Genomic DNA, 16,664 nt, shown 5'->3' with positions numbered 1-16,664 from the left:
GGAGAGAATATTTGTTCCAATGGTAGTAGAGCCTTCTGTAGTTGCTGCTGCTTCCTATGTGATCAAGTTGGCTGCTCAGCTGCTCAGTGTGGTGGTTTCACTGCGCGCTGACCAGCCTATCATGCGGACACAAATAAAGAGTAAATGCTTAGCGCATTATGAGTAACAAGTACACTGGTCAGTAAATTTCTCTAAGCCTTTTAATAGCTTATGAGTCACTAAGGTGAGTTTTAACGTTACCAATAATAGATCATGGAGGAGAAACAAAAAATGAATTTTATGAAAACCTTGTTAGAGGACAGGTGTAGCATGATATACAAGAAAAACCTTGAACACTTACGTTCATGCTCCATCTTGAATAGAACCCCTTTCATTATGGCGGCAGCTGGTATGCTGCTAGGTTCGGCAAATGTGAATGCGCAGGCCGATCAGCCTGAGGATCAATCTAATTACCTGGAGACCATCACAGTAGTGGCTCAGCGTGCCTATCGCACCAGTAAAGGCGCCACCAACCTGAATATGGAAATTAGTGAAACGCCGCAATCCATTAGTGTGATTAGCGCCGATATGATGCAAAAGTTCGGTGCTGATTCTATCAATGAAGCTCTTAGACTGACAACCGGGGTTAGAGTAGAAGAGACATCAACCAACCAAACGACATTTGTTGTTCGTGGTTTTGATATCAGAAGTACGCAGGTCGATGGTGTTGGTATGCCCAATGAATGGGGTACGCTGACAAATGCGGTAGATTCATACGGCTATGAAAGAATTGAGGTTATTCGTGGAGCGAACGGCCTACTGACCGGCGTGGGTAATGCGTCTGGCACCATCAACTATATCCGCAAACGGCCGACGAATGAAGCGCAAGGACATATTGGTGTTAGTTATGGTAAATGGGGTAACCGAAGGATTGAAGCCGATTATTCGACGCCCTTTACTGACTCAGGTAGCTGGGCAGGCCGTGTCGTAGTCGCCAAGGAAAAATCTGACTCGCACCTGCGCGATTTTGAAACTGATCGCACCTTTATTTACGGTGTAGTAGATGGCCAGATCGGCGAGAACGGCGTGCTAGCTATTGGCTATTCCAATCAGGATTCTGACACTAGCGGCAATATGTGGGGTCAGCTTACTTTCGTGGCAAATGACGGCACTCAACTTGAGTGGGATACCGATGCATCCACAACTCAAGATTGGACATATTGGAATTCCAATACCGAGAACATTTTTGTCGATTACACACATCAGCTAGGATCGAATTGGCAGGCAAAGGCCTCGTACAACTACCGCCAATATGCTCATGATTCACAGTTGATGATGGGTTACTCCCTTACTGGTCTCGATCCTGAAACTGGCGAAGGTCTCCTTGGGTGGGCTTATAAGAGCCCATACGAAACTGAAATGCATCTCTTTGACCTTACAGTAAACGGTGAATTTGAACTGTTTGGGCACGTGCAGGAGGTTGTGTTTGGTGGCGGTATCGGCAAAAGCGAACGCACTGATTGGTATAACCCAACCGACTTCAGCAATCCGCTTTTCTCGGGTCTGCCAGCTTTTCCATATGCAGGGGATGCGATTCCTGAACCGGTTTGGGGAGACCCCCTAGTTTATACGACTTTAGATCAGGACTTAAAACGCTTTTTCGCGGCCACAAGGTTGACATTTACAGATAGTTTTGTGGGCGTTTTTGGCTTCAACTGGGCGGAGTATCACCGTGTGGGTGTGAATGCCGAGGCCGTGCCCTTTGATCAAACAGAATCCAAAATCAGCCCGTACGCTGGTTTAACCTATCATATTACTGATGATATCATGGTCTATGCCAGTTACTCCGATATTTATCAGCCACAAGAAGAAACTGATATTAATGAAGTGTACCTGGACCCGAGTAAGGGTGTGAACTATGAGATCGGTGTAAAAGCAGAACTTCTTGACGGCCGCCTGCTGACGACTCTCGCTTGGTTCAGCGCGAAGCAGCAAGATTTAGCGACCTATGGCGGTTTCCAGTTCTTACCTGATCGCGCTTATGCTTACTACGTTGGCGTTGATATTAAATCCAAGGGCTGGGAACTTGAAGTAGTTGGTGAACTGGGTGATTATACGGAGATCGTTTTCGGTGCGACCACCTTGGACATGGACGGCACTAGTGGCAGCGATACCTATCCTTGGGTACCACGTCACACGGCAAATCTGTCGCTAAGCACGCAAATACCTAGCACACCTGTTTCCATGGGCTTTAATGGGCGTTGGCAAAGCAAAACATCCAATATTGATAGCTATAGTGGATATGAAATCAAACAGGGCAGCTACGCTATACTCGATCTTTTTGCCGCTTGGGATATCACCCCAGATCTTACCCTGCGCGCTAATGCTGGTAATGTGACGAACGAGAAATACATCAACAGTCTCTATTATGCGAGCTATTACGGTGCACCAAGAAGCTATAGTATTGGTTTGGATTGGCGCTTTTAATACCTTGATTTGTTTTCTATAGGGTAAATGCTGTATTTGTACCGGCGCCCATTCGGCGCCGGTACGAAAAAGTAGTAGACCGATAATTTACCCAATATAGAATCAACTTACACGAGGTGTCCCACGAGCTCCTACATTCCTACAATGTGTATTTCAGTCAATATAGACCCGCTAATCTCTGTTTTATAAGTTGCTCTGCGTCCTGCATAATCTGGTCGATGAGTTGCTTGACTGTTGGAATGTCATGAATAAGGCCGGCGACCATGCCGCATGACCATGCACCAGCGTCGAGATCACCGTCGATCATCACTTTGGGGTAAACACCAGCAACCTCTGGGGCGATATCTTCGAATTTGATGTTTGCGCCCAGCGTGCGCTCTTTTTCAAGTAGCCGCTCAACAGCGGCATTGGTCAGCACACGTTCTGTATTCCTAAGGGGCCGCATCACAAGACGAGTATCAAGCTCCGTTGCTGCCACAATAGCCTCTTTTACTTTTTGGTGTACGGGCGCTTCTTGTGTTGCAATAAAGCGGGTGCCCATGTTCATGCCTTCTGCGCCCATCGCAAGTGCTGCCACAAGCGAGCGAGCGTCTGCCATGCCGCCTGATGCAATGAAGGGAATGTCCAGTTCATCAGCCGCACGCGGCAGCAGGATCATATTGGGGATGTCGTCCTCGCCTGGGTGGCCGCCACATTCAAAACCATCCACCGAGACGGAATCGCAGCCAATATCCTGCGCCTTCAGGGCGTGGCGCACCGTCGTGCATTTATGGATGACCTTAATCCCGGCTTCTTTCAGTTGTGGCATATATGCTGAAGGGTTATTGCCTGCTGTTTCCACAACAGTAACCCCGCCGTCAATGATTGCTTGTATATAGCCGGGGTAATCTGGCGAATTAACCATGGGCAGAAAAGTGAGGTTAACACCAAAAGGCTTGCTGGTAAGCGATTTACACTTGGCAATTTCTGCGGCCAACAGTTCTGGTGTTCTTTGTGTAAGGCCGGTGATGATGCCTAGCCCGCCCGCATTGGAAACGGCGGCAGCAAGCTCTGCAAAGCCGACATAATGCATGCCCCCCTGAACGATGGGGTGCTCAATGCCTAAAAGCTCGGTAATACGGGTTTTCATATGTAGACTTCCTTTTTGGGGTACACAGCCCCTAGAATATTGTTTTAATCACGACAGGAAAGTGCCCACTTTCCGCGTTGCTGTGATCAACCTAGAGCGAAATAGTTTACCACCCACCTTTTTCTAGCCATGTTTTTATCATTTGTAGCCGGTCAGACCCCCAAAACATTTCACCGTCGATTATAAAAGAGGGAGATCCAAAAATACCCTTGCTGATAGTGTCAGAAACAGCGTCGCGCAGGGCTACCTTGATACTGGCACTTTTCAAGGCTATTGCAGCCTCGTGTCGTGCAAGGCTTATGGATTCTATGACATCAAGCACCGTTGCAGTGTCGGAGATGTCTTTGCCGTCACGCCAGTGCGCACGGTATAAGGCAAGAACCAAATCTTCTATTTTTTCAGGCGCGGTGGTGTGTGCCCACATAACGGCACGGGCTGGGACCACAGAGAGGAAGCCGAATTTTGATTTTTCATGCAAAAAAAGGCCGTGATAACGCAGCGACCGCTTGATATCATGCAGGAGATAATCCCCTTTTAAGGGGGTTTCAAGTGGGGGTTTCATCCCCATTGTTTCAAGAACTGTGACTTTAAGAAGAAAGGGGTGCCAATTAACGCGCCTGCCAAATTTACGTGCAAGGGCCCCAACCTTTTCAGCCCCAAGCCACCCATAGGGGGATATAAAGTCAAAATAGAAGTCAATGACACCATTATCTACCGTATTGGTGGTATCAGCATTCATTGTGATTGTTTCCATTATGCGCTTTGTTTCATGAGTTGGTCACGCAGGGCAAACTTTTGAATTTTACCAGATGCTGTTTGTGGGAAACTATCCATGAAATGCCAGTTTCTAGGTACTTTAAAGCTGGCCAAATGTTGCCTGCAAAAAGTTTCCAATTCGGCGGGTGTTACGATGCGGCCTTCTCGCAGTATAATGCAGGCTGCTACAATTTCACCCCAGTCATCATCAGGCAGCCCAATAATAGCAGCATTCATAATAGCAGGGTGCGTAAAGAGAACATCTTCGATTTCTCTGGGGTAAATATTTTCGCCGCCGCGAATAATCATATCGCGGAGCCTGCCATGGATACGGCAATAGCCATATTCATCCATGCTGCCTGTGTCACCTGTATGAAGCCACCCATCTTTATCGATTGTCGCGGCAGTGGCCTCTGGTGCGTTATAATATCCAAGCATGATGCCGTAACCCCGTCCGCAGATCTCTCCAGAGGTGCCTACTGGCAGGGTATCGCCGGTTGAGGGATCAATGATTTTTACTTCTGTCTGCGGCAATGGTTTGCCAATTGTTTCAACCCATGAAGGGTGTGGATCATTAATAAGTGTATGGGTGAGATAAGGCGAAAACTCTGTTTGACCAAAGCCGATACCTACGTTTGCGCCGGTTAGTTCTTTGGCTCTACGCGCGAGGTCTGCGGGCACCGGTGCGCCGCCCAGCGCAACAGTGCGCCATGATGACAAATCTCTGGGGTTTTGTTCTTGCTCGACGAGCATACGGATAAGCATTGTTGGTACGCACAGCATGATCGTGCCGCACTCTTGTTCAAAAAGATCCAACATTTGCCCTGCCTCAAAGTCTGGTGCCATCACTAGTGTGCCGCCTGTTTGAAGGGCACCAAGGGTTGCTAGGCCGCAGCCGGCTGTATGGAACATGGGCATAACATTGATCCAGATATCCTTGTCGGTACCCCCAATTCTTTGACCAAAAAGGCGGCCATTATTACTGAGCCCAAGGTGTGACAGGCAGGCCCCTTTGGGAAAACCTGTAGTGCCAGATGTATATTGTATTTGGGCCATATCTGTGGGCGCAACCTTTGGTAAGGCGCAGGGCTTGGCAGCTGCTATAAAAGCATCCCACGTTGATAAAGGAAGCACTGTTTTAATATTTGGTAAGTTTGCTTTAGCTTCTTCTAAAACCGTGATTAGGTTCCGTCCCCGGTATTTGTCTTGCAGTATGATCCCATGCGCTTCTGACTGACCAAGCACATGAACCAGTTCATGGGTAAGATAAGCGGGGTTTACGGTTACGAGCGTCAGGCCTGCGAGGGCGGCACCAAATTCAATAAGGGCCCATTCAGGGCTATTAGCACTCCATACCGCTATACGCTGACCGGGTTCGAAATGTTGAAGAAGCGCATATGCGACTTTTTTGGCGTCTTCTGCGAGCTCATTGAATGTCCATTGACGCCGGGCTGATGGGTCTGGCTGGCCGTCAATTAAGGCGATTTTGCTGTCAAATTGTTCTGCTGCTCTCAGCACGGCATCACCCACTGTTCCTTCAATCAGAGGTACGCTCTCATCACGAGGAAAAAAAGACGTTGTCAATTTAGTGGTTGTTGCAAATGTGGTTGTCATATTGAAGTTTCCTCCCCGAGAAACCTTAAGCCCGATAAGCTCTGTATGTTTCGCTTTAGCCCTTTGAATATGAGTGTGGTGTCCGGTCATTCAGCAGCACAAAAATGCTGATTTTCATACCTTTCCTTATCGTATCACTCTACCCTATTATGTCAATATATGAAAATATTTCAAATATTGACATTTATATATTGCGTGCTACCATGTATCCATGTTGCACGCTAACAGCGTAAAGGCTGGACTGCGGGTGCGGGGAAGTAAGCTTGCAGGCGAGAGAGTTGGCGGCCAATGTCTGTGGGGAAGGGAATCTTTAACAGAATAACGGCATGATTGCACACGTGTGAGCCCTCTGCGCCATTTGCGGGTGTGGTTCTGGCATTGCATGGGGTAACTGGGAATAAGGAAGTTGGGTATGAGCACTGGAAATGGAATTGCAGTCAATGGCACTGTTTTGTGGGTTGAAGACACTGGTGAGGCTAATTTACCGCCGATAGTTTGTCTGCATTCACTTTGGCTTGATGGCAGCATGTTTGATGCTCTTGTTGTTGCGGCTAAGGGGCGGTTTCGTGTTGTACGCCCAGATTTTCGCGGACAGGGTGGCAGTGCGCCTGGGTTCACTGATGCTATTTCAATGGATTGCTGTGCGGATGATATGATTGCCCTTAGTGATGCGCTGGACTTGCCGCCTGTTCATTTGCTTGCTGCATCAATGGGCGGGGATGTTGCGGCCCGGATGGTCGCAAAAAAGCCTGACCTGTTTCGGTCTATGGTTATGGTTGGGTCTTCTGTGTGCACAGAGCCACCTGAGCAAAAGGCACATTTCACTGAATGGTTGGACGGCATGTCAGGCCATAAAAGCTTTGTCGGTGACGATTTAGACATGTTGATGTCTATTATGTTTGGGGCAACGACACGTGCCCGGCCAGATGCGGACACTATTTTGGACCATTGGCGCAAAAAACTAGAGCTCACACCACGTTCTGCATGGCCAGCCCTTATCGGCGTGCTGGAGCGCGGCACAGCGGTACCGCTACTGGCGGGTATTACAACCCCCACTTTTATCATGAATGGTGAAGAAGATATGCCGCGTCCGCCAGCATGGGCCAAAGAGGTGGCGGACGGTATAAAAGGTGCCAAGCTGGAGATGATCAAAGGGGTTGGTCACACGCCAATCATTGAGGCTCCAGAAGTTGTTATTCCGAAAATTCTTGATTTTATGGCTGCGCATTAAGGATCGTTCAATCGGTTTAGGATGTGCAGGACGCATAGGGAAAAGGAACCAGATCTAATGAAGTTTGATAGTGATTTTGCAATGTTGATTAATGGTCAACTGGTGACAAGCGATAAAACTATGGGGGTGATTAACCCTGCAACTGAAGAAGTGTTTGCCCAGATGCCGGATGCGAGCCATGAGCATCTTGATAAAGCAGTGGCTGCCGCGAATGCTGCCTTTCCTGCATGGGCAGCCCGGCCCATTGCTGAGCGCCAAGAAATGGTTGTGGCGATTGCCAAGTGCCTTGAAGATAATAGGGATGGGTTTTGCAGACTTCTAACGCTTGAACAAGGTAAGGGGCGTGGCGGCGCTGAATATGAAGTTGACGCGTCCGCCGGCTGGTGCCGGGGTACTGCAGAATTTACCTTGCCTGTAGAAATAATGGAAGAAGACGGCCGCAGGACTGAAATACGCCATACACCGATTGGTGTGGTTGGGGCAATTACACCTTGGAATGTCCCTATCTTGATGATGGTATGGAAAATAGCGCCAGCCCTTGTGGCGGGTAATACGATTGTTTTGAAGCCGTCACCCTATACGCCGCTTGCAACCCTAAAGCTAGGCGAGGCGCTGAAAGATATACTGCCTGCGGGCGTGTTAAACATTGTCTCTGGCGGTAATGAATTGGGGCAATGGATTACCAACCACCCTGGTATTGGCAAGGTTTCTTTTACCGGTTCAACAGTGACTGGCCGCAAGGTAATGGAAAGTGCGTCAGCGACATTAAAGCGGGTTACGCTGGAACTTGGCGGTAATGACGCGGCGATTGTATTGCCAGATGTTGACCCAAAGGCGATTGTCCCTGCCTTGTTCTGGGGGGCGTTCTTTAACAGTGCGCAGGTTTGTGTTGCTATCAAGAGGCTTTATATCCACGAAGACATTTATGATGCTGTTGCGCGGGAGCTGGTTGAATATGCCAAAGGGGTGACAGTTGGTGACGGTGCGAAGCAAGGTGTTGATCTTGGGCCGGTGCAGAACAAGATGCAATTTGAAAAGGTTAAAAGCCTGATTGCAGACTCGCATGGCAAGGGTCATAAATTCCTGCTTGGTGGTGATATTCCTGACGGAAAAGGCTATTTTATACCGATTTCCATTGTGGATAATCCACCAGAGGATTCCCGAGTAGTTGTGGAAGAAGCGTTTGGTCCAGTTGTGCCGCTTTTGAAATTCAATGATCTTGACGATGTGATTAAACGCGCCAACAATACGGACACCGGCCTTGGGGGATCAGTTTGGTCTGCGGATACGGATAAGGCATATGAAATTGCTAAAAAGCTTGAAACGGGTACTGTATGGATCAATGAGATGTTTGCTTTCTCACACAAGGCAACTTTCTCTGGCCACAAGCAGTCAGGTGTTGGTGTAGAGCATGGCATAGAAGGCCTGCTGGAGTTCACCAATACGCAGACAATTACTGTCAAAGCCTTGGCATAAGAAACGGCGCTTATATTGGGGAGGGGATGCTGTTATCTCCCTGGGTTTTGCAGCGCCGTATCCCTGAGGGCTGTGGTGCTGATGTATAATTATTTTCACGATAAGCACGATAAGGAAGCAATATCATGTCAAATCATCGCGGGGAAGGCACCAACCGTCCTGTTGCAATTGTCACTGGCGGCTTGCAGGGCCTTGGTCTTGGGGCTGTATGCGAAATGCTTGATGAGGGCTTTGATGTTGCGATTGTTGATTTAGCGGCGAATGTTGCTCTGCCGGATGGGGTAACATCGCGTCTCGGTGCCGGTAAACAGTGCCGGTACTATCAAATGGATATTGCCGATACAGAAAGACACGAAACAGTTCTTTCCGCCATAGAAGGTGATTTCGGACGGCTTGACTGCCTTGTGAATAATGCGGGCATTGCAGCCCGACCTTTAACCGATATTCTCAAGCTTGATACGACTGCGTTTGATAAATCGGTTGAGGTGAACTTGAAGGGCACTTTTTTTCTGACCCAGAAGTTTGCCAACAAGCTTTTGGCGATGGGTGAGCCGGCGGATGGTGCTTACAGGTCTATTATTAATATTACGTCAATTGCAGCTGATTTTGCCATTACTGATCGGTCACAATATTGTGTAACCAAGTCAGCTCTGTCAATGGTGACCAAGCTTTTCGCCAAACGATTGGCCCCAGCGGGTATCCATGTGCATGAAATTCGCCCGGGGTTTATGCAAACCGAGATGACGGCTAAAGTGGGGAATGACACAATCGAGGCCTTGCTGGCACGGGGATATGTGCCCATTCCTCGCTGGGGGAAACCGGAGGATGTGGGGCAGGCAATTGCATCACTTGCAGCAGGACGTATCCCCTATATGACAGGTCAGCCCATGTGGATTGCCGGAGGCTTGAACGTGGCAAATATATAGTGAAATCATGTTGAGCATATCATGTGATTTCACTATATGGGTGAGACCTGCAGGAAGTGATCATATTTCATATATAGAACTTGACGCTAACCAGTGGATCATTTACCCCTTCGCGTTGAGGTACACATTGCTGTGCATATTTGTAGTGGGCATTTGGTATGGATAATCAGAATACACTTCAGACAGTTGATCGTGCGATATCATTTCTGGAATTTGTGGCGGCCGCAGCAGAGCCTCCCAGTATTCGAGAAGTCTCTAAGGGCCTGAATCTGAATATTACCACCTGTTATCACCTACTTCGGACGTTGGTTGCTCGCGATTATATAAAGCGCGGTGCTGACGGCCAACTGGAGCTGGGCGAAAGCGTTGGTATTCTCTTTCGTAGTTATCAAAGGTCTTTGGATACCGAAGAATATTTGGCGGGCGTCGTGAAACGTATTGCTTCGCAAACACTGGAAACGTCCTTTTTGTCCCTGAGAGACGGCAAGAATGTTATTCTTAAGGTGTTGATCGAGGGAACGCACAGATTAAGGGTTGCGGGCTTGTTTGTTGGCTTGCAGGGCCATGAATATCGGCGTGCAGCAGGCAAGGCCGTTTTAGCTCATGTGGATGAGACAACAAGAAGCGACATTCTGGAAGCATGTCTTGCAAACACACCAGAGCGGCAACGCAAAACTATATATAAAACACTCGAAAAAGAGTTACCTCAGATTGTCGCTCGCGGTTGGTCCGTAGATGATCAGACTGAAGAAGGTATCATTTCGATTGGTGCTCCTATCTTTGATGCGTCAGGCACTGTTATCGGGGCTGTGGGCATTGTAACGCCTACTTTCCGGATGGATAAGTCGCGGGACAGTTTTATCAATGCTGTTTTGGCAGGCGCTGCTGAGGCAACCCAACTGCTTAAGAATATTTCCGACAAGTAAAAACATCCATTATCGCTGATTTTTCAGTTTAGTCTGCGGCCAGTACATTCGGCCCTTGGCCAAGCAATATGATAGCTTGTTCCTTTACTATGCTTTTGTGCCGTCAAAATTTATATCCTCTGTAACTATCTGAAAAGTAATATTTTTTATCCATATAAGGCGTGCTTTTTGCGAGTGCACGGTGCCCTTTGTGGTGCATTTTCCCTGTGCATTTTTCCCGAAGTGATCCACGACGCACATAAAAAAAATTCCTTTACTAACGCTTTTTATTATGTCAAATAATGAAAATATTTCACAATATAAAATAACCGGGGCGGATATTTTCAAGGAAGGTGACGTAAAAGTACGGGGTCCATGACGCCTCACCCGGCTACGCTGGAAGGAGAAATTTGATGAACCAGACTGTTGCAGGGGCGATTGCCTCGGCTCTTACGCGTCACGGTGTTGAGTATATTTTTGGTCAGAGCAATCCCACAGCCCTGATGTTGGCTGCTGAAGCGGAAGGTATTCGTCAACTTTTGTACCGGACAGAGAATGCCGCAGGTGCGATGGCGGATGCCTATGCGCGTGTGACAAATAAGATTGGTGTTGTGGCTGCCCAGAATGGCCCAGCTGCAACGCTTATGGTTGCGCCGATGGCTGAAGCGCTAACCGTCTCTATTCCTATGCTGGTACTGGTTCAGGAAGTGCCAGCAAGCGAACGCGATAGGAATGCATTCCAAGAATATGATCATTTTGCTCTTTTTCAGGGCGTGTCAAAGTGGATTCGCAGACTAGATGATCCTAACCGCGCCGCTGAGTATATTGATCTGGCTATGATGGCAGCGAACAGCGGCAAGCCAGGGCCTGTTGTGTTATTGTTAGCAAAAGACGTACTGCGCATGCCCAGCAACCCACCAGCATTTAAACGGCAGCAAAATTTGGGTAGCTTCCCACTTGATCGGCCGCGCCCAGAGGCTGCTGCTGTATCAGCTGCTGCAAGGATGCTGGCAGAAGCGGAATCGCCGTTAGTGATTGCTGGCGGTGGTGTACTTGCATCGCAAGCATCAAATGAGCTGGCGCGACTGATTGAAGTGGGTCAAATTCCTGTTGCGACAACAAATATGGGTAAAGGCTCGGTTGATGAAACCAGCGAGCTTTCCATGGGTGTTGCCGCCAATATTACAGGTGAAAATGGGCCTGCTTATGCCCACCGTGACCTAATTAAGAATGCAGATGTTGTTCTGTTTATTGGGACGCGTACAAATGAAAATGGAACAGATTCCTGGACCCTAACATCACCGACAGCAAATTATATCCATATTGATGTTGATGGTACAGAAGTTGGCCGCACATACGAAGCGCTTAGGGTCGTTGGTGATGCAAGGTCTGCTGTTGCTGATCTTGCGACGGCGCTAGAATATGAAGATTTGTCTAAGCGACACAAGAAAAGTGCCAAGATAAAAGCCGATATTGTTGCGGGGCGCAAGGCGCGGGCTCAGGCAATCGCGCCTGTATGTCAGTCGACAGCAAAGCCGGTGATGCCGCAGCGTTTGATGTCTGAATTAGACAAGCTTATTTCACCAAATGACATTGTTGTGGCTGATGCAAGCTACTCGTCGGTTTGGGTGCTGGGGTATTTAACAGCCCGCAAGGCTGGGCAGCGGTTTTTGACGCCGCGCGGGTTAGCTGGGCTTGGTTGGGGTTTCCCGTTCGCTGTGGGTGCAAAGTTGGGGCGTCCGGAAGCTAAGGCAATTGCGCTTGTTGGGGACGGTGGTTTTGCACATGTATGGGCTGAGCTTGAAATGGCCGTGCGGGAAGAAATTCCTGTTGTTGTTATTGTGTTGAATAACGCGCAGCTTGCAATGCAAAAGCACGGTGAAGCGCTGGGGTTTGGCAAAACAACGACAGGTATTGAATTTGCTGCTGTTGACCATGCTGCTGTTGCGCGGTCCGTGGGTGCGGAAGGAATCCGTATTGAGGATCCGGAAGATTTTGCGCCTGCATTAAAGCGTGCTCTTGCTTCGGATAAAGTGACACTAATTGATGTTATCAGTAGCGCTGATGCGGCGGGGCCACTGCGGATTTTTGACGGGAACGCAGATCTTGTCAACGTGCAACCAGCACCCAAAAAGTTAGCAAAAGTATAGGGTGTGAAACTGTGAATGCACCTGACCAGAATAGCATTGTAGAGTTTCTGGAGAGAAAAGCATTGGCACAGATATGCCCACAATTAATGGTGGGGGGTGTTTGGCAGGATGCGGCCACTGGGGCTACTTTCCCTGTTGAAGATCCGTCAACAGGGAAAGTCTTGGCTCATGTTGCTGATGCGGCGCCTGCTGATAGCTTGGCGGCTCTACATGCGGCGCATGAGGCACAAGGCGAGTGGGCTGCATGGCCCCCACGTGCGCGCAGTGAAATTCTTCGCAGAGCATATGACCGCTTGATTGATGAGGCAGATACATTCGCCCGTGTTATTGCACAGGAAATGGGAAAGTCCTTGCAGGATGCACGCGGCGAAGTTTTGTATGCAGCTGAGTTTTTGCGCTGGTTTTCTGAGGAGGCAGTTCGCATACAGGGCCGCTATCAGTTGGCGCCAAACGGTAAGCTGCAACATTTGATTAGTAAAAAGCCTGTAGGCCCTTGCCTATTGGTGACGCCGTGGAATTTCCCGCTTGCGATGATTACCCGTAAAGTGGGTCCGGCTGTGGCTGCTGGGTGTACGATGGTTTTAAAGCCTGCTGAGCTTACACCGCTTACGGCAGGCATGTTTGTGTCACTCATGCACGATGTGGGCCTGCCTCCGGGTGTGTTGAATCTAATTACAACCACGCATTCGAGTGAAGTTGTTGGTGCGTTGCTGAAAGATAACAAGCTAAAAAAGATTTCTTTCACGGGGTCTACCCGGGTGGGCAAGATTCTTTTGGTCGGCGCTGCAGAAAACGTACTGCGTATATCTATGGAGCTGGGTGGTAATGCGCCGTTCATAGTGTTTGAAGATGCAGATGTGGGTGCTGCAGTTGAAGGTGCTGTTCAGGCAAAACTGCGCAACATAGGGCAGGCCTGTACAGCCGCGAACCGTTTTTATGTTCATGCCACACTTGTGGAAGAGTTTACCGAAAAGCTCAGGCAGAGGTTTGCTGCGCTGCCAATTGGTCGCGGTACGATCGAAGGCGATATAATAGGGCCGCTTATCAGTGCAGTTGCCAGAGAGAATGTACACAAGCTGGTTCTGGATGCAGTTGGCCGTGGCGCAAGGCTTGTGCAGGGCGGGGCTGTCATTGATGGTGCGGGCTATTTTTACCCACCGACAATTTTGGTGAATGTGCCAGCTGATGCTCGTGTGATGCAGGAAGAAATTTTTGGGCCTGTTGCACCTATTTGTGGTTTTTCAAGTGAGCAAGAAGTCATTGCGCATGCAAATGCCAGTGAATATGGCCTCGCCGCGTATGTTTATACGAGCGACCTTGATAGGGCGATGCGCATAAAGTCTGAAATAGACACCGGTATGTTGGGCATTAACGCTGGGGTTATTTCTGACCCTGCTGCGCCGTTCGGCGGCGTTAAACTTTCAGGTATAGGCCGAGAGGGCGGCGCAGAAGGCATAGAGGAATATCTGACCACGCAGTATGTGGGAATAGGCAATCTCGCCTAAAGGTGTGGTTAAAACAAGGCGATAATTTCATTATTTGATATTCTTTCACATATTGACATTGTGAAATAATTGCGTAATATGAAATTTATTGGCTTTGATGCGGGGAATTACAACAAGCGGTCAAAAAACATTTGGCCATATTTACTAGGGGAAGGAAGTAGTGATGAAGGCTTTCAAAAAGAGTTCTTTATTTATTGGGAGCATTATGGCGGGGACGGCACTGATGTCTGTGTCACCAGTTATAGCGCAGTCTGAGAGTAATGAGCCGTTTCGTCTTGAGGAAATTGTTGTTACCGCTCAAAAGCGTGAACAGAATGTTCAGGATGTTGGTATTGCTGTAGCAGCCTTTGGCGGTGAAGAGCTTAGGTCACTGCGTGTGTCATCAGCTGATGGTATTGCGGATTCAGTATCCGGCGTTCAAATTTATAACTACCGCGGTAAAAGCCAGCCATCTTTTGTGGTGCGCGGCGTTGGTACGCAGGATTTTGCACCAAACACAGCGCCAACGGCAGCAGTTTACATTGACGAAGTTTACCTTGGTTCCAACATTGTAACAGGTTTTCAGATTTTCGATGTGGAACGTGTCGAAGTGTTGAAAGGTCCACAAGGTACTCTGTTTGGCCGTAACACGACGGGCGGTGCGGTTAGCTATACAACCAAGCGCCCATCTGACGAGTTTGAAGGCTATGCCGAAATTGGCTATGGCAATTACCAGACAATTGACGGCGCTTTAGCAATTGGTGGCCCTGTTACTGACGGTGTTAGAATGCGTCTTGCTGGTAAGTTTTCCAATCAGGACAAGGGTATTTACACAAATACCTTCACAGATGCCCAGAACCCATTTGGGCCTGCTCCTAACTTCCAAAATGTAAAAAGCAACGTCGGTGAAGATTTTAACTGGGCTGGTCGTTTGCTAACAGAAATTGACCTCGGTGATAATGCGACACTCTTGTTGAACATTCACGGCGGTGAAAGAAGTGCGGATACACTGCCGGTAACGCCGATTGGGTTTACGCAGCTTGCAGGTGTGAGCGGCACGTGTGAAGCAACAGCAACTGGCGGTGATTTCTCAGACCCACGTTTTTGTGGTGATGCGTTTGGGTATTCTGACACAGACGGTGACGAATTTACTGTCAGCAACGACTATGTTGGTGAAAATGACGAGAAAAACTTTGGTGCTTCTGCCCGGTTTGATTTTGATCTTGGCGACGTAGCCTTTACATCGATCACAGCTTATGAAAGCGCCAGCAAGCAACAGTCTGCGGATGCTGATGGTTCGGCGTTCTTTGTGTTCAGTAATGCGTATGACATTAATTTTGATCAGTTCAGTCAGGAAATTCGCCTGAATGCAACGATGGGTAACCTGTTCTGGATCGCCGGCCTTTATTATAGCCATGATGAAATTGATCAGGTTTTCTGTGGTGACCTGAACTTGCTTATTGGTCTTGGCGCGCAGTGCCGGAATGAGTTTTCTCAGGTAACAGACAACGGCGCCGCTTACGGCCAAGCAGAATACTTTGTTAGCGATAAACTACGCTTTACACTTGGTCTTCGCTATACATACGAGCAACGTGATTTCAATAGCATTAACACGCTTACTGATGAGTTCGGTAATGAGACAATTGCTAACTTTGGGCTTAATCCAGAGGATGAAGCAATTATCGATGATAAGGTGAGTGGCTCAAACCTTTCTGGTCGCATTGGTATCGATTATTTTGCAACCGAAGATATCCTGCTTTATGCCAGCTACTCTAAAGGTTTCAAAAGCGGTGGTTATGACGGTGACTTCTCTTTCACACGTCAGCAGCTTGACCCATACGGTGAAGAAACATTGAAATCATACGAGTTTGGCTGGAAAACGACACTCGCTGATGGTCAGGTGCGCTTTAATGGTGCAGCATTCTATTATGATTATTCAGCACCGCAAGTACGGGTGCAGCGTGTTAGTAATGCTGGCCTGCCATTTAACCAGCTTATTAACCTGAATTCTGCTGAAGTATATGGTGTTGAAGCTGATCTGAACTGGGCGCCAACAGAAAGCTTGTATTTTGCGGCTTCTGCAACGCTTCTTGACACCAAGCTGAAAGAGGATAGCACAGATCCGGCACTTGCTTTGTTTGACGGTAACGAACTGCCGCTTGCAGCGAACGAGTCCTTCACCCTACTTGCGCGCTATGAACAGCCTATCACGGATAATTATACAGCCACAATTCAAGTGGACGGTAAATATAACGGCGCTTACGAACTGAACGCTGAAAACCTAGGTTGGCTTGCGCAGGACTCGTATGTGCTGGTGAATGCCCGCCTGAGCCTACTAAATGTGGAAGGTGGCTGGGAACTGTCTGTATGGGGTAAAAACCTTACAAATCAGACATTCTCTGTTGGTAGCTATTCACTCTTTGGTGCCTTCCCGGTGTTTTACAATACACCACGTACATACGGTGTATCACTGCGGTATGACTGGTAAGAAATACTGAAGACATAGGGTGATATAAGATAGCAGTGT

General features: G+C 48.4%; 11 protein-coding genes. 8 read left to right on the top strand and 3 right to left on the bottom strand.

Annotation, left to right across the window (positions count from 1 at the left end; all coding sequences use genetic code 11):
- The first annotated feature begins 270 nt into the window (after window positions 1-270).
- Complete coding sequence (locus ICL80_RS01780; protein WP_228073751.1) at window positions 271-2,466, top strand: TonB-dependent siderophore receptor; 2,196 nt, start codon at window positions 271-273, stop codon at window positions 2,464-2,466.
- A 157-nt stretch (window positions 2,467-2,623) separates the two neighbouring features.
- On the opposite strand, the gene ICL80_RS01775 is transcribed toward ICL80_RS01780, so the two are convergent.
- The 3 genes from ICL80_RS01775 to ICL80_RS01765 form a co-directional block, all read right to left on the bottom strand.
- Window positions 2,624-3,595, bottom strand: coding sequence for an NAD(P)H-dependent flavin oxidoreductase (locus tag ICL80_RS01775; RefSeq protein WP_194214419.1), 972 nt, complete (start codon window positions 3,593-3,595; stop codon window positions 2,624-2,626).
- A gap of 106 nt (window positions 3,596-3,701) precedes the next feature.
- Window positions 3,702-4,334 (bottom strand): 2-hydroxychromene-2-carboxylate isomerase, encoded by a 633-nt coding sequence (locus ICL80_RS01770; RefSeq protein ID WP_194214418.1) that lies wholly within the window; start codon window positions 4,332-4,334, stop codon window positions 3,702-3,704.
- 14 nt (window positions 4,335-4,348) lie between these two features.
- Window positions 4,349-5,965 carry an AMP-binding protein gene (locus ICL80_RS01765; protein WP_194214417.1) on the bottom strand — a complete coding sequence of 539 codons (1,617 nt, stop codon included), beginning with the start codon at window positions 5,963-5,965 and terminating at the stop codon, window positions 4,349-4,351.
- A 412-nt stretch (window positions 5,966-6,377) separates the two neighbouring features.
- Between ICL80_RS01765 and ICL80_RS01760 the strand changes: the two genes are divergently transcribed.
- From ICL80_RS01760 to ICL80_RS01730, 7 genes are all read left to right on the top strand, one after another.
- Complete coding sequence (locus ICL80_RS01760) at window positions 6,378-7,196, top strand: alpha/beta fold hydrolase (protein ID WP_194214416.1); 819 nt, start codon at window positions 6,378-6,380, stop codon at window positions 7,194-7,196.
- Between the two features lie 57 nt (window positions 7,197-7,253).
- Entirely contained in the window at window positions 7,254-8,672 is a 1,419-nt protein-coding gene (locus tag ICL80_RS01755; RefSeq protein WP_194214415.1) for an aldehyde dehydrogenase family protein, read from the top strand.
- A gap of 125 nt (window positions 8,673-8,797) precedes the next feature.
- Window positions 8,798-9,598 (top strand): 3-ketoacyl-ACP reductase, encoded by an 801-nt coding sequence (locus ICL80_RS01750; RefSeq protein WP_194214414.1) that lies wholly within the window; start codon window positions 8,798-8,800, stop codon window positions 9,596-9,598.
- A gap of 158 nt (window positions 9,599-9,756) precedes the next feature.
- The gene (locus ICL80_RS01745) at window positions 9,757-10,524 is read left to right on the top strand and encodes an IclR family transcriptional regulator (RefSeq protein WP_194214413.1); all 768 of its coding nucleotides are present in this window, start codon (window positions 9,757-9,759) and stop codon (window positions 10,522-10,524) included.
- Between the two features lie 392 nt (window positions 10,525-10,916).
- Complete coding sequence (locus ICL80_RS01740) at window positions 10,917-12,653, top strand: acetolactate synthase catalytic subunit (RefSeq protein WP_194214412.1); 1,737 nt, start codon at window positions 10,917-10,919, stop codon at window positions 12,651-12,653.
- An 86-nt stretch (window positions 12,654-12,739) separates the two neighbouring features.
- Window positions 12,740-14,158: an NAD-dependent succinate-semialdehyde dehydrogenase gene (locus ICL80_RS01735; RefSeq protein WP_194215726.1), complete on the top strand. Its 1,419-nt coding sequence runs from the start codon at window positions 12,740-12,742 to the stop codon at window positions 14,156-14,158.
- 205 nt (window positions 14,159-14,363) lie between these two features.
- Window positions 14,364-16,625, top strand: a complete 2,262-nt coding sequence (locus tag ICL80_RS01730) for a TonB-dependent receptor (protein WP_194214411.1) — start codon at window positions 14,364-14,366, stop codon at window positions 16,623-16,625.
- The last annotated feature ends 39 nt before the right edge of the window (window positions 16,626-16,664 follow it).

The sequence above is a fragment of the Kordiimonas pumila genome (assembly GCF_015240255.1).
Taxonomy (GTDB): Bacteria; Pseudomonadota; Alphaproteobacteria; order Sphingomonadales; family Kordiimonadaceae; genus Kordiimonas; species Kordiimonas pumila.
The sequence above is the reverse complement of the archived record's forward strand: the minus strand, read 5'-3'. Positions and strand labels throughout refer to the sequence as shown.